This window comes from Bdellovibrio sp. KM01, from assembly GCF_013752535.1.
Lineage (GTDB): Bacteria > Bdellovibrionota > Bdellovibrionia > Bdellovibrionales > Bdellovibrionaceae > Bdellovibrio.
This window is the reverse complement of record NZ_CP058348.1, coordinates 1,191,895-1,209,337: the sequence shown is the minus strand read 5'-3', so window position 1 is coordinate 1,209,337 and position 17,443 is coordinate 1,191,895. Positions and strand designations below refer to the sequence as shown.

The following is a 17,443-nucleotide window of genomic DNA, read 5'->3' as shown; positions in this document are numbered from 1 at the left end:
TCTAAAACCTAAATTGTATTGCTTAGTTCAGGTGCGAATGAAGGCCCTGGTTTACAGATAGAATGTGCATAAGGACCTCCCTTGAGTGATATGTGACTGGATGCCACTTTTTAAACGTTAAATGAATTGGCGGATTTGATCAAGTGCGTTTTTTAACAGTCACTTCTTAAGATCAATTTGTAGTTTAGAAGCACGATCGCCATGATGATGACCATCGCTCCCAACCACTGAGTGCTGACGACGGATTCGTTCAATACCAAGAATGAAATCGTCATCGCAAAAGGAAGCTCAACGGCCGAGATAATGCTCCCTAAGCCCACTCCCACGATGGGGAAACCTTTGTTCAACATGATTGGCGGAATCACCGTTCCGAAGATCGCGATGATCAAACCATAAGACATAAAGATTGAAAAATTAAAGGGCTGATTGCGAATGAATTCTTCACCGATCAAATTCACATTAAGATAATAAGGTCCTAGCTGAGTCAGAAATCCAAACAACCCCACAACAATGCAAGCCCCATACATCATGATCTGGCTGCGCTTGATGGGATGTAAATGAGACGCCACACTTTGAGTCGAAGCAAGTGCCCAACTGAAAGACATCGCAGCCAACACTGCCAACACCACTCCCCGCAAATCCAAGTTATGGGAGGCACCGAAAACATTTGTCGCCATCAAAGTGCCAAATAAAATCATCGCCACTGCCAAAACTTTGTCGACGCCAGGAGCACGCTTGCTGCGAATCGTTTCAACCACGATTCCCATCCATACTGATTGCATCAGTAAAACCACAGCCACAGATGCATCGATATATTTCACCGAAAGATAATAAAGAACACTGGTCAATCCCACCGGAATACCTGCGATCATCAATTGACGAACTTCTGTCGTCGTCAATTTTTCAGCGGTCTTATTAAAAAGACCGTTCATGATCGTCAAAATTAAAGCACCCCAGATCACTTGAGAAACTGTGACCTCGGCCGTTGTGAAGTTTTGCCTGTATGCGAGTTTTACGAAAGTGGAAAGCATGCCGTAACTGGAAGAGCCCAAAGCGACAAATAAAACACCAGATAAAAGATTGTTGAAACGAGAGCTATCGTGAATTTCAAGGGAACCGGATTGATTTATCATAACTACCACTGACTAAGAATTTATGTGTCAGTTAATAATCATTCCAATAGTCAACTTTTTGAGGAAGTTGGTAGAGACATTCAACCAGATCTTGAATTTATAAAGGACGTATTAACGGCGGTGAAAGTAACAGCCGAGTTATGGATTGGCAATGCACTTTGTCGATAGCGATATTTCCTCAAAAACTGCCTGATAGTAAGCGCCAGTACTTAGAAGTGTTAAATACCCCCATTTCAGCCGCTGTATTTGGTTGCCATTCGGACGCGAACAAGAAATTCTTTAACCGAACAAACTCACAAAAGGGGCACATCATGAACATTAAGAATTTCCTTTTCGCGACGAATACAGGAACCACGGGACAAGTCGGCTTGGCCATCTTCCGGATTTTTGTCGGCTTAGTTATGGCATTCGTTCACGGACTGGGCAAGTTCCCCATTTCCGAACAACTGATTCAAGGTGTTGCTTCGATCGGTTTTCCGATGCCAGTGATGTTCGCCCATGCAGCGGCACTCAGTGAACTGGTCGGCGGAGTTTTATTGGCGTTGGGTTTATTGACTCGCCCGGCGGCGATTTTTATGGCTTTCACAATGTTCGTTGCGGGAACTTTCGTGCATGCAGCCGATCCCTTTAACGTGAAAGAGTTGGCGTTTCTTTACATGTTCGTCTGTATTTTCTTTGCTTGTTATGGTGGCGGTAGATTTTCACTCGATAACAAAATGGGCAGCAAAGTCTAAGAAAGAAAAAGGCAGCTTCATCAGCTGCCTTTTTTTTAGTTTGAAGATTTAGTTTCTTCTTTTTTCTTAGAGGCTTCCCTTTTCATGGAACCTTTTTTATCCTCTGCCGCTAATTTGGCTGCCGCCGGATCTGCTGGTTTATCAAGTTCTTTCAAAATTGCCGCCATACGGTTCAGATTCGAAGTCCAATCTGTAAAGATGATCTGATTGTTTTTATCAAATGTGTTCATTTCGCCATCTCTAGAAGGCATGATTCGGACACCGCGATTGACTTCAGCAGCCGCGATATTCTTAAAAGTATAAATCCAAGTCGCCATTCTTTCAGGCTTTAATGCCGGAACTTCGGTGCTAACTTCAATCAAATCACGTTGAATGTTGCGAGCAGATTTCACGATCATAGTGTCGCCTTGCTTACTAATCGCAAAACCATTCACGGCCAAAGCTGAAGACAATTGATTGAAGGCTTCTTCAGTCGTAATGGGCTCTTGGACAAAAATAGACGCCTTACCACGAACAGAAGGATCCACGACGAACTTCTGTCCTGTCGATTTCGAATAAGCTTCGATCATTTTGCTAACTTCAGTGTCTAAGAAGTTAAATTTGATTTTATCTGAGGCACTCGCAGTCACAACCGACAAAGACAAAAGGGCTAAGATCATCCATTTCATAGAAACGCTCCTTGTAGCATTGAAAATGCTCCTAATATGTAAGAAGCATCATATATCCGAGTTTTCAGAGATTGAAGTCCTGACATGGAAGGACGGGACCACTTCATGAAGACTTATTGTATTCAGTGTTCCAGGAAATAAAAAAGGCAGCTGGGGCGCTGCCTTTTGTTTTATAGCTTTTCTTTTTTAACGTAGTCTTTCCACAGACTGACTAGTTCGCTTTGCTTAAGCTTTGTTTCCCCGAGTTTCACCCCGGTTAGTTTTTGCAGACCGCGAACTGCTGGTAACTGAACTCTTTGGTCATTGTCGGTTAAAAGACCCGCGAACGTCTTCATTTCGCTATCCATTGGTTTTTTCGCCAACTGCTCGACAATTTGATGACGGATCCAAAGGCTTTGTTTGTTTTTAAAGTTATAATCTTTATTCAACTCTTCCCACAAAAGGCCACGAGTCTCATCAGACATATTTTTGCCCAGAACCTCAACCGCAGCGGAACGAACCACCAGGGCCTTATCCTTCACCAGCTTTTGCGCCAATTTATCTGCTTGAGTTGGGTTTACTTCCGACAAAGCAATTAAAGCAGCATTTCTCATATACCACTGATCATGGGAGCCGGCCTTCAAAAGATCCGCAGTAGCTTCCAGGCGTTTTGCTTCCGCAGCTCCCATCAAAGCCTTCCAACGAATATTCATTGGTTGCTTTTCACTGAAGGCTAAAGAAATAAAGCTGTCATAAAATTTAGGGTTGCCATCGATTGCCATACGGCGGTTTTCACCTGGCAAATTCAGGACTTCCATCGCGGAACTTAAAGTATCAGGTGAAGGAATGTTTTTAGCTGCGAAAGCGCTTGAAGAAAAACCGATAAACAAAACGGACAACAGGATTTTCGTGTTCATGATGACCTAACTTTTCTTGTTAACGAAGTTTTCAAACTCATCCATCAACTGGCTGTCTTCAGTGGATTTTCCCGCAGCGGCTTCACCTTTACCGGCTTTTTCAGCAACGGAATCAAGGTCCTTTTTTTGGTTCTCTACCGCTGCTGCAAACTCTTTCATCAATTCATCATCGATAATAGATTCAGATTCGGCCGATGCTGCTTCCGTTGCCGCAACTTCGGGAGCAGGTTCCGCTGCCGCCGGAGTCGCTTCTGCTTCCGCTGCAGCAATCGCTGCGTCAACATCGGCTTCCGTGATCCCTGGTTCTGCGGCCACTTCAGGAGCTGGAGTTGGTGCCGGTTCCGGAGTGGGCGCAAGTGGAGCAGCTTCAGCAACTGGAGCAGCCGGAGTCGGCGCTGGTGCTGGGGCCGCCGGAGCTGCTGCTGCCGGTGGTGCTTGCTTTAAGCCAGTGATTTCAGATTTAAGCTGTTCGTTTTCTTCTTTATAACGAGAAAGATCGGCGATGTCCTCGCTGATAATTTCGTATTCAGCCAAACGAGCTTCAAGATCTTTGATTTTATTATCAAGCGCAGAAGTATCAACTGCCGCAGCTGGAGCCGCATCGCCCCCGCCCGCCGGCGGATTTGCCTGCAATTCAGCAACTTTTTTCTCGGCGATCTGCAGTTCTGCACGGATCACTTCAAGTTCTTTGATGTTTTCACTAAGGCTAACTTTAAGTTGCTGAACCTCTTCAGGGGATTCACCGTGACCGGCCGCGCCGTCTTTAAATGCAGCCGCCAAAGCCTCATCGCCCGTTTTTGGTGCATGACCTTGGCTATCCAAAATCTTTTGCAGAGTCTTTTCCAACTGAGCTGAATCTAATCCGCCACCCAGGCCGGAATCAGCATCTTTTTTACCGAAAAATCCGCGATATCCCACGAAAAGACCTAGCAGAATAATCGCTGCTACTAAGCCTTCAATGATGGCTACATTGTGCTGACTGAAAAAATGAAGAATTTGGTCGATTGTCACAATCCAAATTCTCGTCTATCAGCCGTTTGTCGTCAATGCTAGACCTTTGATCCAGTCTGGTGGTACAGTCCCCTCATTGAGGTGTCTATGTACGACATAATAATCAGAGGCGGAACCTGTTTACTTCCCCACCCCTCCAACATCGGTTTGATTGAACAGCAGGCCGACATCGGAATCAGCAACGGCCGCATCACTAAAATTCGCGAAAAAATCTTCGACTCTGCCCCGTGCATGATCGATGCAACTGGACTCCATGTCTTGCCTGGCGTGATCGATAGCCAGGTGCATTTCCGCGAACCTGGTCTAACCCACAAGGAAGACCTGGAAACTGGCACCAGAGCAGCCGTTTTGGGTGGAGTGACAAGCATTTTTGAAATGCCCAACACCAACCCTCCCACCACCACTGTCGCTCACTTCCAAGATAAATTGGATATGGCAAAAAACCGTGCGCATGCGAACTATGCGTTCTTTGCCGGAGCTTCTCACGATAACGTGGGTATTTTGCAAAACCTGGAAATCCTCCCGCATTGCTCGGGAATCAAAATCTTCATGGGCAGCTCTACCGGAAGTCTGCTTGTCGAGGACGACGAGACACTGGAAAATATTTTAAATCAGGGCCATCGTCGAGTCATCGTTCACAGTGAAGACGAGATGCGCCTACGCGAACGCCGTCATATCGCTGTTGAAATGGCCGATGTTCACTACCATCCGGTATGGAGAGATGTTGAAACGGCGGTGAATTCCACTCAACGCCTGTTGCGCTTAGCTCGCAAAACGGGTCGCAAGATCCACGTTCTGCACGTTTCAACCGCTGAGGAAATGGATATCTTGCAAAACGCAAAAGACATTTCCACTGTCGAAGTTCTGCCTCAGCATTTAACTTTGTATGCTCCGGATTGTTACGACCGTTTGGGAACATACGCTCAACAAAACCCGCCGATCCGTGAAAAACGTCACTTGGATCGCCTGTGGAAAGCTTTGCAGGATGGAACGGTCGATGTGATCGGTTCCGATCACGCTCCTCACACTCGTGAAGAAAAAGACCGTCCTTATCCCGCAAGTCCATCAGGCGTGCCGGGTGTGCAAACCTTGGTTCCGATCATGTTAAACCATGTGCATGAAGGCCGCTTGTCTTTGCAAAAGTTCGTAGAGCTAGTCACTGAAAATCCTTGCCGCGTGTTCGGTGTAAAAAACAAAGGACGCCTGCGCGAAGGTTATGATGCCGACGTCACGATCGTGGATTTGAAAAAACAAATGACGATTGATAATTCCTGGATTGCGAGCCGCTGCGGATGGACTCCGTTCCACGGGATGCAAGTCACTGGTTGGGTGACTCACACAGTAGTATCTGGAAAACTGGCGCATGCTCACGGTGAAATCGTGGAAGCGCACTCTGGAACTCCCGTGAATTTCGAGGGCACGCTTTAATGCAGCAGAATTCTGCCAAATCAAAAGCCATGGCGGTCTTTTTCGCCGGGCTTTTGCCAGTTATTGCCTTTACAGTTATTGAGGATCAATACGGCACCATCGCAGGTCTGATCGCCGGGATGGTATTTGGTGTGGGCGAAATCTGCTTTGAACTTTATAAGCATAAAAAAGTTCAAAAGATCACTTGGATTGGTAACGGTCTGTTATTGGTCTTGGGTGGAGTCTCTTTAATTTCCGACGAAGGCATCTGGTTTAAAATGCAACCCGCAATCATGGAAGCCGCCTTTGCGATTGCTTTGTGGGTTTCGTGGTATATCAAAAAGCCTTTAATCGTGGTGTTAGCCGAACAACAGGGACAGAAACTTCCGGAATTCATGAAAACTCGCATGAGTGGAATGACTTTCAGAATGGGGATCTTCTTTGCCGCACACGCAGTTCTTGCGACTTGGGCCGCCCTTCACTGGACCTCGAATGCTTGGGCATTGCTTAAAGGTGTGGGACTTACCGTCAGCTTAATTGTCTATATGTTGCTGGAAGTTTTATACATCCGCAGATCCGCGATGAAGGCACTCACGCCTGAACAAATCGCCGAGCAAATCAAAAAAATTCAAGAAGAACAGCTGAATCAATAAAGGACAGCACCCGCCATAGCGCCTAGGATAACGACGGCCCATGATGGTGCTTTTGCGAACAGCAAAAGAACGAAGCAGAATAAGGCTAAAACAAAATCTTTCACTGTGAAGATGGCACTGGTCCAAACAGGATTGTAAAAAGCGGCTATCAAGAGTCCGACGACGGAGGCATTGATTCCAGCAACTGCGAAGCGCATTTGTTTGACGTGGCGAAGCTTTTCCCAGAATGGCAGCACTCCGAACACCATCAAAAAGGATGGCAAGAAGACCGCGATCAAACATGCGGCGGCGCCGATGACTCCCGTTAAGTTCTTTGTTAAAAGGGCACCGAGATAGGCCGCGAAAGTAAATAAAGGCCCCGGCACTGCTTGTGCGGCTCCGTATCCCGCCATGAAGGCATCACTACTTACCCATCCCGTATTCACGACTTCCGCTTTTAAGAGCGGCAGAACAACATGACCACCACCGAATACCAAAGAGCCCGTGCGATAAAAACTATCGATGACTTTTGCTGACTCGTTCAAGGAACCAAGAATTGGTAGAACAAAAAGCAATCCAGCAAACAGGATCAAAGAGATCAAGCCAGCACGATGACTTAAAGGAACTCGAATCGATGTGTTCGGGAGATTTGAAAAATTTCTAACCAAGATCAATCCCAAGATCGCACCTAATACAATCACACCGATTTGTGCTAACGCTGAAGAAAATAAAATCGCTAAGGCGGCAGCGATCACGGCAATTACGGCGCGCTTAAAATCAGGAGTGAGACTTTTAGCCATGCCCCAGATGGCTTGTGCTACAACCGCGACTGCGACAACTTTCAAACCATGAAGCCAACCACTATCTAAACTTCCCCCGTAAGCGGCAACACCAAAAGCAAATGCCACCAACACAATTGCTGACGGCAAAGTAAATCCCAGCCACGCAGCGATAGCCCCGGGAATTCCCGCTCGCGAAAGCCCGATAGAAATTCCCACTTGGCTGCTTGCAGGTCCCGGCAAAAACTGACAAATCGCTACGATATCGGCATAAGAATGATCATCAAACCATTTTCTTTTTTCGACAAATTCGTCACGGAAATACCCCAGATGGGCGATCGGCCCACCGAATGATGTAAGCCCCAGGCGCAAGAAAATCCAGAACACTTCTAATATTGGTCCCAGATGAACTCCGATTCTCAAAAGACTTTTCCAGTCAAACCCAGTTGTTTTTTAAGATCGCGGCTGTATCTAAGATGTCTTGGTTTAGCTTCGCCACTTTTAGCACACTCGATTTGGCGTTCGACCATTTTATCAAAAACATAAAGCAAGTCATCATGGCGACGGGAATGAATATCAAATCCTAACACGCCACCAACAAGTTCGATGGTTTGATGAATCGCTTCAATCGTGGAATAGCAAAATGACTTAGGCTGCTTGCGCACCCGGAAATTAGAGGGCTTATCGGGAGAAAAACAAATTCTGGGGATCGCCTGCAGATTCATGCTTTGACGAATGGTCTTTACGGCCGTTGCCCACGTCCCGTCGATTACGAATAACGTCAACCTTTTGCCTTCAGGAATCAGTTCGGATTTTTGACTTTCCGACATTTCACTTAAATTCGCAGAGTTTTTCCCAGGATAAAGCATCACACAGTGGCGACTGGGATCCTGCAAAAGCTCGTTCACTTCCGCATCGTTCGTATAATCCTGGCCACGAATCAAAAAGGAATTATCCAAAACCAGGTACGACATGCGACCCGTGGCAATTCTGCGTTTCATCTCGATCGGATGAATTAAAATCACCACATCCATTCCCGGATCAAATGATTTCACATGCTCGCAGTAACAGCTAAAAGAAGGCTGCACACAGGCATCACACAGCTCCCGGTAAACGGGCCCTGTGGTTTTCATTTTTTCTTTATTGGATAAATAAGTCTGCAGATCCATTAAAAGATTACTTCCCACTGAATTCAGGGGATTTCTTTTCTTTGATTGCCTGCAGAGCGATAAAATGATCTTGGGTTCTTTGCGTGATCCCTTGATAAGCGGCGGCTTGCTCTAAAACATTATTGGAATCTTGCAGGTAGGCGGCCTTCATCAATTTCTTGGTCATTTGTACGGCAACCGGCGCATTGGCAGCAATTTTATCTGCCACTTTTTCGGTTTCCGAAACCAAGTCACCGGAAGCGTAGTAGTTCAGAAGTCCCCATTTAAAGGCTTCCTCCCCCACAATCAAATCTGCGGTTAATGACATTTGCATCGCACGCGAATAACCAATCACTCTTTGCAAAAAGAAACTGCCACCATCACCCGGCACCAAACCCAATTTTACAAAAGTTTCGCCGAATTTGGATTTATCAGATCCCACGCGCAGATCACACATCATCGCTAGATCACAGCCCGCCCCGATCGCCGCACCATTCACCATGGCTACCAGTGGCGTGGAAAGTTCTTCGATGCATTTTGGAATTTGCTGAATACCGTGGATATAACGCATGCGAAGTTCGTTGGGCTCCCCCGCAAACATTCCGGTTTTATTTTCCATGGCTTTGACGTCACCACCGGCGCAAAAGTTTGCACCCTCACCGCTTAGGACGATCACACGAACTTCAGAATCAAAATCGGCATGGCGAAGAACTTTGGTCAAAGAATCGATCATCTCGTAAGTGATCGCATTGCTTTGTTCAGGATTATCCAAAGTCACCCACAGTTGATGTTTCTTAAAAGACACCTTCAAATGCGGGAAACTTTGCGAATAAAAAGACATTTGACTAGAATCCTATTTTTTAGGGAACAAGCCTTCTCGATTTTTGAAGACCTTTTTAAGCCAAACGCCGAAGCTGTCGTCAGGTCCCGGCAAGCGCTCAGGAACCATTTGGCCACGAGAACTTAACTTACTACAAAGTGCCTTCACTTCAGAAGGAGAATCCAACTCTTTATACTGGATGCCGTAACCATCGCCTGTCGCTTTTTTGAAAACCACCGTGCCTAGGCCCTTGTAAGTGACACCCTCAAATTGCCATTCAAGGTTCACGCTTTGATCTTCAAAAAGATTCAATGAAGTGCGAACGAACATACCACCTTTAGAGATATTGCTGATTTCGCCCTCAGAACCGTTCACCATCACTGGATTTTTAAAAACAAAACGAGGTGCTGCTTCCCACCAACGCATTCTTGGATCGAAGTAAACCTGGCGAACCGCCGGTACCACAAAATAGGCCACCGCCAAAAGATCCACCACCAAAACACCTAATAGATAGAAGAAGTTCAACCAGCTCATGCTGTTGATGAAGGCCATCACGTTAGTGATAAAGATAATCAACAAGCAGCCCAGGTAAGCCCAATAGGACCAGCGTTTACAAAGGTAGATAAAGATCCCCGCCAAGATTGGCAAAAGGACATAAATGACCATGAACATGGGTGGAAGCACTTTTGTCCAAAAATACCACTGTGCTTCGAAGGTGCGTCCCGCTCGGACCGCATTAAAGATAAAGCTTCCAAGAGGCGCGATGATGTGAAGAAGTGCGAGTACGATGATGGCCCAAGGTTTTCTTTTCATATGACATTAATTATTAAGAAATAATCGCATTCACACAACAAAAAAGAAAAGGGCTCCTAAATGGAGCCCTTTCTTGAGAATCAAACTCTTATGTTTCTCGCCAAACTATTGTTTACAGAATGGAAGATCTGGTTTGATTTGGCAGATGATGTCGCACATTGACTGATCGCCAATTGGACAAGAACCATCGCCTGGGTTACCCGGGTTGCCTGGATCAGGATTGCCTGGGTTTTGAGACGCTTTTTTACCTACATTGATATCCAATGTAGAAGCTGTTTTACCATCAGCATCAGTCACAGTGATCGCAGTTGTACCGTTAGAAGCCGCAGTGATAACACCGCTGTCGTTAACAGATGCAACGCCAGAGTTGCTGCTTGTGAATTTGAATGGTGCTTTACCGTTCAATACAGCCAGGTTCACTGTTTCATTAGCAGCCAAAGTCGCTGCCGCTGGAACCACTACCATTTTCTTAGCCAAAACAGCGTCAACTGCGTTGAATGCATCAACACGGCAGTTACAAGCAGTTTGGATAGAAACTTTAGCACCAGTTGTTTGCAAGATCGCGCGGATCTGAGCACCCGTCAAAGAAGGGTCCTGAGATTTCATAAGAGCCACGATACCAGAAACAAGCGGAGTCGCCATAGAAGTACCAGACAAATTGCCGTATTTATTTTTCGGCAAAGTCGACATGATGTCTTCACCTGGAGAGGCTACGTGAACAGTTGCTGTACCGTAGTTTGACCAAGATGGTTTAGCATCGCTAGGACCAGAAGCTGCAACCGTGATTGAGTTCGGGAAACCATTGTTTGCTGGGTAAACTTCAGTTGTATCGTTGTTTTTACCATCATTTGCAGCGGCAGAAACGAAGATAACACCTTTGTCGTCAGCGCGTTTGATAGCTTCAACAAGTGGTTCAGCCTGGTTTCTTGGAATAGTTGCACCCCAAGAAGCAGAAATCACTTGAGCGCCTTTTTCAACAGCGTAGTCGATCGCTTTGATAGCGTCATTCAAATCACCAGAACCGTTTTCGCCCAAGAAGCGAAGAGGCATGATAGAGATGTTTGGAGCGATACCAACGATACCACCATCAACCAAACCAGTCGCACCGATAACACCAGCACAGTGAGTACCGTGACCTGGGTTTTGGTAAGACGTTTTGTCCATTGGGTCGTTGTTTTTATCTTTAAAGTTGTAGCCTGCTACCATATTTGGAGACAAAGCTTCGTGAGTGTAGTCAACACCAGTATCGATAACCGCTACGATGATGCCTTTGTTACCTTTGTTACCAGCACGTTGCCATGCTTTTTCAGCGTTAACTTTGCCCATCGCCCATTGCTCACGTAATGCAGCCGTGTCAACTGAGTGAGTGAATGCTTTCATTCTAGCATTCGGTACTACGTATTCGATGCCCGGTTGAGACAACAAAGTTGCCAAAACTTGAGCTTCTTGTTTTTTCATGATGTCTACTTTAACCAAGCTTGCGTTTTGATTGTGATCCATCACGTTCAAAGCAGAAGCCGATACCAAAGACATCGAGTTCATCATATTTAGAGCGCTTGTGTTGTTGTACTTAACCAAGTATTCCCCTGCGAATGCTTGAGATCCAACCAACATTGCACCCATTAGTAATGCACGTTTCATTATTCCCTCCGTGGTTATCGAAAATCATATTCGGATTTCTTACGAAAAACAGATTTTTTTTAAACTACAGCTTATTTTAATGACACGCGTGATCGAAAGTTGAACACAGCAATGAAGCTTACAAGAATATTGCGGGCTGATGATCAACATTGAAACTCGAGGCATCCGTGAGTTATTTGCATTCTATTATTTTAGGTATCGTTGAGGGAATCACCGAGTTCCTCCCCATCTCCTCCACTGGTCACATGATCATTGCAAGCTCGATGATGGGCATCGAAGAAAATACTTTCACCAAAGCTTTTGAGGTCATCATCCAGTTCGGCGCGATTTTGTCAGTTCTGGTTTTGTACTGGAAACGCTTTTTACCGAACTGGGGTTTCTATAAAAAATTGTTCGTGGCCTTCCTGCCGACTGCCATCATTGGTTTTTTGGCGAAGGATGCGGTTGAGCACCTTTTGGGTAACGTCCAAGTTGTGGCTTGGTCTTTGATTCTGGGAGGATTGGTCCTCGTGTGGTCCGACAAGGCGTTTGCTCATCTGACAGCGGTGGGTCGCACCACGAATGATCTGACTTATAAAGACTCGGTGAAACTGGGTTTATTTCAAGCGATCGCGATGATTCCCGGTGTTTCTCGTTCCGGCGCTACGATTATGGGTGGTTTGACGCTGGGAATGAATAAAAAGGAAGCGGCAGAGTTTTCTTTCTTTTTAGCAGTTCCGACGATGGCCGCTGCCACTTTGTACAAGCTTTTGAAAATCTATAAAACAATCGAACCGCAGCAGATCAATATTTTGCTGGTCGGTTTGGTGGTTTCATTTATCGTGGCCATGGTCGCGATTAAGTTTTTTATCGGCGTTGTCAGCCGTTACGGTTTCCGCGGGTTTGGTTACTATCGTATCGTATTGGGTATTGTGATCCTGGTTTTGATCTATACGGGTCATGACCTGCAAATGAACTAGTTGAGGTGCATGCATGGAAAAGTTCTTGTTTGAAGGTACACAGTGGTTTTCGGCCGAGTTCACATCTTTTTTAAAACACTCCTATCTGGTAATGCCTAATTGGAAGTGGATTATTCTGATCGGTGGCATCGTTGCCGGCTTTGCCCTTCGCCCGATCGTTCAGTGGTGCTTTAAACAATTAAAGATCCACAACCCGATCGCTAAGAAATTCGTTAAGAGCTTTACAGCGTATTTCTTTAGATTTGAAATTGAACGCCCTTTGGCGTGGATTTTTATCATCCTTTTGTGGTTCGCAATTGATGATGCCATCGAAGTCAGTGGTAAGTTTGAAACCTATTACGAGTACATCCTTAAAGGTATGCTGGGTTTCCATGTCATCCGCTTGGTTTATTACTGCGTGGATGCTTTGGGTTTTGTCTTCGCAGACGTGGCGGCAAAAACTGAAAGCAAAATGGATGACAACTTGGTTCCATTTGCTACGAAAACCATGAAAGCCTTGGTGGTAATCCTGGGTTTCTTGTTGATCCTGCAAAGCTTCGGTTTAAACGTGATGTCTTTGATGGCCGGCCTGGGACTGGGTGGTTTGGCCTTAGCCCTTGCCGCTCAAGACACAGCTGCCAATCTTTTTGGTTCAGTGACAATCCTGATCGACAACCCTTTCCAATTGGGTGACTGGGTGAAAGTAAAAGACATGGAAGGAACAGTTGAGGAGATCGGCTTCAGATCCACTCGCGTAAGAACTTTCTATAACTCTGTGATCACGATTCCAAATGCGATGATGGCAAAAGAAACCATCGACAACATGGGAGTCAGACCCTTCCGCCGCGTTCGTCAGATCATCGGAATCGCCTACGAAACTCCCCCTGACAGAATTAAAGAATTCTGCGACCGTGTTCGCTATGCAATTCGCCAGGAATCCGTGGTAGTTCCAGACACTGTGACGGTGAACTTTAACGGTTTTGCAGATTCTCAGCTGAACGTTTTAGTACAATTCCATCTTCAAGTGTTCACGGGCCCCGAAGAACTGGAACGTCAGCAAGCCATATTTATTGAGATCTTAAAAATCGGAGCGGAGCTCAAAGTAGATTTCGCCTACCCAACGCAAACAGTTTACTACCGCGGCGGCGGAGAAACCGACCAACAACAGCTGCAACAACCATCTGTTCAGCCTATGTAAAAGAAAAAGGGACCTATCAAGGTCCCTTTTTTTATCCAGCATTTTTTAAGATTCTTTTCTTTCGTGATTCAATGACTCCGTCAATTAAACCGAGCTCTTTCGCCTCGAGGGCGGTCATGTTGTGATCGCGCTCCATCAGCTTCGTCAGATGTTTGGCGCTTTGACCAGTGTGTTCAGCGTAAAGATCGATCAACTTCTTTTTTGAGCGGACAAGTTCTCGGGCGTGGATTTCGATGTCACTCACCTGCCCGCCGATTCCGCCGTCACCCAAGTGTGGCTGATGGATTAGGATGCGGCTATTGGGCATGGAAAATCTTTTTCCGGGTGCACCAGCTGACAATAGGAACGAACCCATGCTCGCAGCAACACCAATACAATAAGTCGCCACATCACACTTGATATAGTTCATGACATCATAGATCGCGAGTCCCGCCGACACCGAACCGCCGGGCGAGTTGATATATAGATGAATGTCTTTTTCTGGGTTGTCTGATTCCAGAAATAACATCTGCGCGATCAGGGCGTTAGCGACCTCGTCAGTCACGACACTGCCTAAAATTAAGATGCGATCTTTTAAAAGGCGTGAGTAAACGTCGTAAGAACGTTCGCCGCTTGCGGTGCTTTCAATAACATAGGGAATGGTGGCCATGGTTTCTCTCCTTTGAGTGGACGTGAGTAGGAAGACTTCGTTTGCCTGAAGGATTATGTTGCAATCCGTGTGCGCAGAGACACGTGAGCGAAAAGTGAATCAAGATGATTCACTGATTTTGTTAGCTCCAAACAAAGCGAAAGAGGCGTTGCAAAGGCCGCTGGTGGAATGTGGGAGGTCAGACTTTTTAGGGCAGCGACAGAGCCGCTCTTGGGCTCTTTTAAACTGTGGCAACTGGCTTTTGCACACTGTGATTTTCTCCGATAAGCACAGTGTGAAAACCTTCGTGATTTTTTCCATTCTCATTTTGATACAGAGCCTAGCGAGTGCTAAACCAGCACCGTATCCGGTGACCTGCGAGAATTTGGATGCCTGCCCCGAACCCGTGGTGGGACTTATCCAGGATGGAAAATCAGTCTGCACCGGAGTTTTGGTTGCCGAAGACACAATCGCGACAAATCTGCACTGTATCCCCGAAGACATTCGCCAAAACGATGCTTCTTGTAAGGGCCGCATCGTAGTCACCTTCCCCGCTTCCCGCAGTCGCGAAGAACAGCATGAAGATTGTGACCAGATCAAATTTATTTCTTCCCCGCTCAAAGATACACCACTAACGCCGGACTGGGCGATTTTCAAATTAGCTAAAAAAGCTCCCCGCATGCATGCCCCGATCAACACCAATGGTTTTTCTGATGGCGAGATGGTGACGATGTTTAAAATCGATCCAACGGATAAAGGCACCGGCATCTTACGCAAAGTCACTTGTCCTGCGATTCAAAACTCTTTGGCGAATCCGTTCTTTACAGGTGTAAAAAGCCCCATCATCGCGATGGTTCCGTGTGAAACGATGAAGGGTAATTCCGGCTCGCCTTTGATGACGGCTTCCATGGAAGTAAAAGGACTTTTGAACTCCATGGGAACCGCAGCCGACGTGAATCTAAAAAAGGCACCCTTTTATCACGTAAGCTTTGGATCTAACTTTGCTTGTTTAAATATTCCGGGCCTGGCGACAGCAAGCTCTCCACATCCTGATTGCAATAAGACGATAGTTTCCGAAAGCATTCGCGGCGCCACGGCCAGCCTGATCAGTCGCTTCACAGATCCTTTGATGAAATCATTCAATGCCGATGTGAACGCGGAACTGAATAAGCTACACGCGCAAAGTAAGTACGTGGTGTTGTGGGACGTAGATCAAAAAAACAAGGCATTCGACGGCATTCAAACCCGTGTTAGCGATGTGACCTTTAAACCTTCTTGCATCAACTTTAAAAAAGACAAGCTGCGCGCGAAGCAAGGCCTCCAACACGGTCTTGTAACCTATAATTTGGAATACTTGGAATGGGGCTTAGAAATCCATCTGGATAACAGCGGGCGACCCCGCGCTGATCTTGTTCCAAAGAAAACACAATCAAACCTTGTCTTCTCCCCAGCTCACTTAACAACCGGCCAACCGGTGGCATTTAAGCACGGCAGCCAGTCTTATACGCTGCCCTTCTGTGAAGATGTTAAAGACAAAAAATAGAGCCCACACAATCTGATTAACGCAGCTTTTCCGGATAGCGCGGAAAAGGCGATCGCGGAAAACAATGCGTACTTAAAAACAAAAAACCCCGGCTCATCACCGGGGTTTTTTATTTCAATCTTGCGATCTAATTACTTTTTCTTTTTCTTAGATTCTTTTTTCACTGCTGCTGGAGCTGCATTTAAATCGACACCTGCTGTGCTGGCTCTGATTTTAGCGGCTTCAACTTGCGCTTCAGCTGCTTCAGATTCCGCTTTTACTGTTTCAGCGCGGATCTTTGCGTCTTCGGCTTTGTTTTTTGCATCTTCCATACGAGAAGAAATTTGTTCTAGTTCAGCTTTTGCTTTTTCAGCATTTGCTTTGTATTTAGCAAGTTCTGCGTCAGCTTGTTTCGCTGCCGCCTCGTTATCTTCGATAGACTTTCTTGCACGAGCCAACTCTTGGGAAGCTTTAGCTTCTTCTGCGCGGTACTTCATGCGGTTATCTTCAAGATTTTGTTTTGCTTTAGCCGCAGCTTGCTTAACTTTTTCTTCGTCTTTTTTGATGTCGTTCAACTTTTTGCGTTCGTCTTCAGCCTGAGAACTCAATTTCTTAGCTTCTTCAGTAGCTGCTTTCAACTCGCCTTCAGTTTTCTCGACCATGGCTTTTGATTGCTCTTGTTGAGCTTTCAAACGAGCCATCTCTGCTTCAGCTTTTGATTTCTCAGCCTCAGCGCGAGCGATGTCTTGTTTCGCTTTAGCATCGCGTGCTTTGCTTTCAGCAACCGCTTTTTCTACCAACAATTTAGTTTTAGCAAGGTTTTGAGTCGCTTTTGCGGATTCAAGTTTAGCAGCATCAGCTTCTCTAGTCGCTTTCATACCCGCTTCAGTTGCGTTAGCAGCCTGTTTCTCAAGATCTTTTGCTTGAGAGTTCATTTCAGACGCTTTCTTTTCTTCAGCTTGTTTATGGGCTACAGCTTCTTCAAGAACCTTTTTTTGCTTTTCAGTTTTTTCCTGAGCGGCTTTGCTGCGGGCGATAGCTTCCGCTTGTTCTTTTTCAGCTTTTTTCTGATCGCGGTCGTGACCCGCAATTTCTGCTTTTAGCTTAGCAACATCGCGCTCAGCATTGGCTTGATCTCTTTTAGCTTCTGCTTCCGCGTTACGGGCTTTAGCAATTGCACTTTGCGCTTCAGAGCGTGCCTTATCACGGGCTTTACGTTCTTCTTCGGCACGGCGTTTCGCTTCAGCAGCTTCAGCCTTTGCGCCTTCAGAATCCGCAATCGCCTCTTCGGCTTCAATTTGTTTGCTGTCGGCTTGTGCCATTGCTTTTGTAGTCGCCGTCGATGTGATCAGTGCTGCAACAAGAAGAATCCCCAGTGATTTAGAATGCATGTCTGTCTCCTATAGATGTTATCTAACAGGAACTTAGGATATATGCATTTTGGGCAAAAAAAAAGCGACCAGGATGGGGGGGGA

At 46.0% G+C, this 17,443-nt stretch carries 17 protein-coding genes and 1 riboswitch; of the genes, 6 read left to right on the top strand and 11 right to left on the bottom strand.

Translation table 11 applies throughout. From position 1 onward, the window contains the following. Positions 1-152: 152 nt before the first annotated feature. The gene (locus HW988_RS05975; RefSeq protein WP_181606642.1) at positions 153-1,133 is read right to left on the bottom strand and encodes a DMT family transporter; all 981 of its coding nucleotides are present in this window, start codon (positions 1,131-1,133) and stop codon (positions 153-155) included. Between the two features lie 27 nt (positions 1,134-1,160). Further along, a riboswitch (purine riboswitch) is annotated at positions 1,161-1,258 on the bottom strand. A 186-nt stretch (positions 1,259-1,444) separates the two neighbouring features. Between HW988_RS05975 and HW988_RS05970 the strand changes: the two genes are divergently transcribed. Then, positions 1,445-1,867, top strand: a complete 423-nt coding sequence (locus HW988_RS05970) for a DoxX family protein (RefSeq protein WP_181606641.1) — start codon at positions 1,445-1,447, stop codon at positions 1,865-1,867. 35 nt (positions 1,868-1,902) lie between these two features. Here the strand turns inward: HW988_RS05970 and HW988_RS05965 are convergent, their stop codons facing one another. From HW988_RS05965 to HW988_RS05955, 3 genes are all read right to left on the bottom strand, one after another. After that, entirely contained in the window at positions 1,903-2,535 is a 633-nt protein-coding gene (locus HW988_RS05965; protein ID WP_181606640.1) for a general secretion pathway protein GspD, read from the bottom strand. A 170-nt stretch (positions 2,536-2,705) separates the two neighbouring features. Beyond that, the gene (locus HW988_RS05960) at positions 2,706-3,431 is read right to left on the bottom strand and encodes a HEAT repeat domain-containing protein (protein WP_181606639.1); all 726 of its coding nucleotides are present in this window, start codon (positions 3,429-3,431) and stop codon (positions 2,706-2,708) included. A 6-nt stretch (positions 3,432-3,437) separates the two neighbouring features. Next, complete coding sequence (locus HW988_RS05955) at positions 3,438-4,442, bottom strand: hypothetical protein (RefSeq protein ID WP_181606638.1); 1,005 nt, start codon at positions 4,440-4,442, stop codon at positions 3,438-3,440. 87 nt (positions 4,443-4,529) lie between these two features. On the opposite strand from HW988_RS05955, the gene HW988_RS05950 reads away from it, so the two are divergent. Both HW988_RS05950 and HW988_RS05945 read left to right on the top strand, forming a co-directional pair. Further along, entirely contained in the window at positions 4,530-5,870 is a 1,341-nt protein-coding gene (locus HW988_RS05950; RefSeq protein ID WP_181606637.1) for a dihydroorotase, read from the top strand. Continuing rightward, positions 5,870-6,502, top strand: coding sequence for an inner membrane-spanning protein YciB (locus HW988_RS05945; RefSeq protein ID WP_255490224.1), 633 nt, complete (start codon positions 5,870-5,872; stop codon positions 6,500-6,502). The genes HW988_RS05950 and HW988_RS05945 overlap by 1 nt, the downstream gene beginning before the upstream one ends. Here HW988_RS05945 and chrA read toward each other — a convergent pair. The 5 genes from chrA to HW988_RS05920 all read right to left on the bottom strand — a co-directional run bounded on the left by chrA (position 6,496) and on the right by HW988_RS05920 (position 11,682). After that, positions 6,496-7,683: a chromate efflux transporter gene (gene chrA, locus HW988_RS05940; RefSeq protein ID WP_181606636.1), complete on the bottom strand. Its 1,188-nt coding sequence runs from the start codon at positions 7,681-7,683 to the stop codon at positions 6,496-6,498. The genes HW988_RS05945 and chrA overlap by 7 nt on opposite strands. Further along, positions 7,680-8,429, bottom strand: a complete 750-nt coding sequence (locus HW988_RS05935; protein ID WP_181606635.1) for a tRNA-uridine aminocarboxypropyltransferase — start codon at positions 8,427-8,429, stop codon at positions 7,680-7,682. Before HW988_RS05935 ends, chrA begins: the two co-directional genes overlap by 4 nt. Before the next feature lie 7 nt (positions 8,430-8,436). Beyond that, positions 8,437-9,249, bottom strand: coding sequence for an enoyl-CoA hydratase-related protein (locus tag HW988_RS05930; RefSeq protein ID WP_181606634.1), 813 nt, complete (start codon positions 9,247-9,249; stop codon positions 8,437-8,439). A 12-nt stretch (positions 9,250-9,261) separates the two neighbouring features. Further along, complete coding sequence (locus HW988_RS05925) at positions 9,262-10,041, bottom strand: PilZ domain-containing protein (RefSeq protein WP_142699557.1); 780 nt, start codon at positions 10,039-10,041, stop codon at positions 9,262-9,264. 105 nt (positions 10,042-10,146) lie between these two features. Beyond that, positions 10,147-11,682 carry a S8 family serine peptidase gene (locus HW988_RS05920; protein ID WP_181606633.1) on the bottom strand — a complete coding sequence of 512 codons (1,536 nt, stop codon included), beginning with the start codon at positions 11,680-11,682 and terminating at the stop codon, positions 10,147-10,149. A gap of 167 nt (positions 11,683-11,849) precedes the next feature. On the opposite strand from HW988_RS05920, the gene HW988_RS05915 reads away from it, so the two are divergent. Then, positions 11,850-12,641 carry an undecaprenyl-diphosphate phosphatase gene (locus HW988_RS05915; RefSeq protein ID WP_181606632.1) on the top strand — a complete coding sequence of 264 codons (792 nt, stop codon included), beginning with the start codon at positions 11,850-11,852 and terminating at the stop codon, positions 12,639-12,641. 13 nt (positions 12,642-12,654) lie between these two features. Beyond that, a complete protein-coding gene (locus HW988_RS05910; RefSeq protein ID WP_181606631.1) occupies positions 12,655-13,818 on the top strand; it encodes a mechanosensitive ion channel family protein in 1,164 nt (387 codons plus the stop codon). A gap of 31 nt (positions 13,819-13,849) precedes the next feature. Here the strand turns inward: HW988_RS05910 and HW988_RS05905 are convergent, their stop codons facing one another. Next, positions 13,850-14,524, bottom strand: a complete 675-nt coding sequence (locus HW988_RS05905; protein ID WP_304504538.1) for an ATP-dependent Clp protease proteolytic subunit — start codon at positions 14,522-14,524, stop codon at positions 13,850-13,852. Positions 14,525-14,741: 217 nt separating this feature from the next. On the opposite strand from HW988_RS05905, the gene HW988_RS05900 reads away from it, so the two are divergent. Continuing rightward, positions 14,742-15,989 (top strand): serine protease, encoded by a 1,248-nt coding sequence (locus HW988_RS05900; protein WP_181606629.1) that lies wholly within the window; start codon positions 14,742-14,744, stop codon positions 15,987-15,989. A 131-nt stretch (positions 15,990-16,120) separates the two neighbouring features. Here the strand turns inward: HW988_RS05900 and HW988_RS05895 are convergent, their stop codons facing one another. Continuing rightward, on the bottom strand, positions 16,121-17,359 hold the full coding sequence (locus HW988_RS05895) for a hypothetical protein (RefSeq protein ID WP_181606628.1): 1,239 nt from the start codon (positions 17,357-17,359) through the stop codon (positions 16,121-16,123). Positions 17,360-17,443: the final 84 nt, after the last annotated feature.

Excerpts from the sequence above, each read along its gene's own strand:
- HW988_RS05920 (WP_181606633.1), bottom strand. The coding sequence starts at position 11,682 with ATGAAACGTGCATTACTAATGGGTGCAATGTTGGTTGGATCTCAAGCA.
- HW988_RS05975 (WP_181606642.1), bottom strand. The coding sequence starts at position 1,133 with ATGATAAATCAATCCGGTTCCCTTGAAATTCACGATAGCTCTCGTTTC.
- HW988_RS05945 (WP_255490224.1), top strand. The coding sequence starts at position 5,870 with ATGCAGCAGAATTCTGCCAAATCAAAAGCCATGGCGGTCTTTTTCGCC.
- HW988_RS05960 (WP_181606639.1), bottom strand. The coding sequence starts at position 3,431 with ATGAACACGAAAATCCTGTTGTCCGTTTTGTTTATCGGTTTTTCTTCA.
- HW988_RS05910 (WP_181606631.1), top strand. The coding sequence starts at position 12,655 with ATGGAAAAGTTCTTGTTTGAAGGTACACAGTGGTTTTCGGCCGAGTTC.
- HW988_RS05965 (WP_181606640.1), bottom strand. The coding sequence starts at position 2,535 with ATGAAATGGATGATCTTAGCCCTTTTGTCTTTGTCGGTTGTGACTGCG.
- HW988_RS05935 (WP_181606635.1), bottom strand. The coding sequence starts at position 8,429 with ATGGATCTGCAGACTTATTTATCCAATAAAGAAAAAATGAAAACCACA.
- HW988_RS05930 (WP_181606634.1), bottom strand. The coding sequence starts at position 9,249 with ATGTCTTTTTATTCGCAAAGTTTCCCGCATTTGAAGGTGTCTTTTAAG.
- HW988_RS05895 (WP_181606628.1), bottom strand. The coding sequence starts at position 17,359 with ATGCATTCTAAATCACTGGGGATTCTTCTTGTTGCAGCACTGATCACA.
- HW988_RS05970 (WP_181606641.1), top strand. The coding sequence starts at position 1,445 with ATGAACATTAAGAATTTCCTTTTCGCGACGAATACAGGAACCACGGGA.
- HW988_RS05950 (WP_181606637.1), top strand. The coding sequence starts at position 4,530 with ATGTACGACATAATAATCAGAGGCGGAACCTGTTTACTTCCCCACCCC.
- HW988_RS05925 (WP_142699557.1), bottom strand. The coding sequence starts at position 10,041 with ATGAAAAGAAAACCTTGGGCCATCATCGTACTCGCACTTCTTCACATC.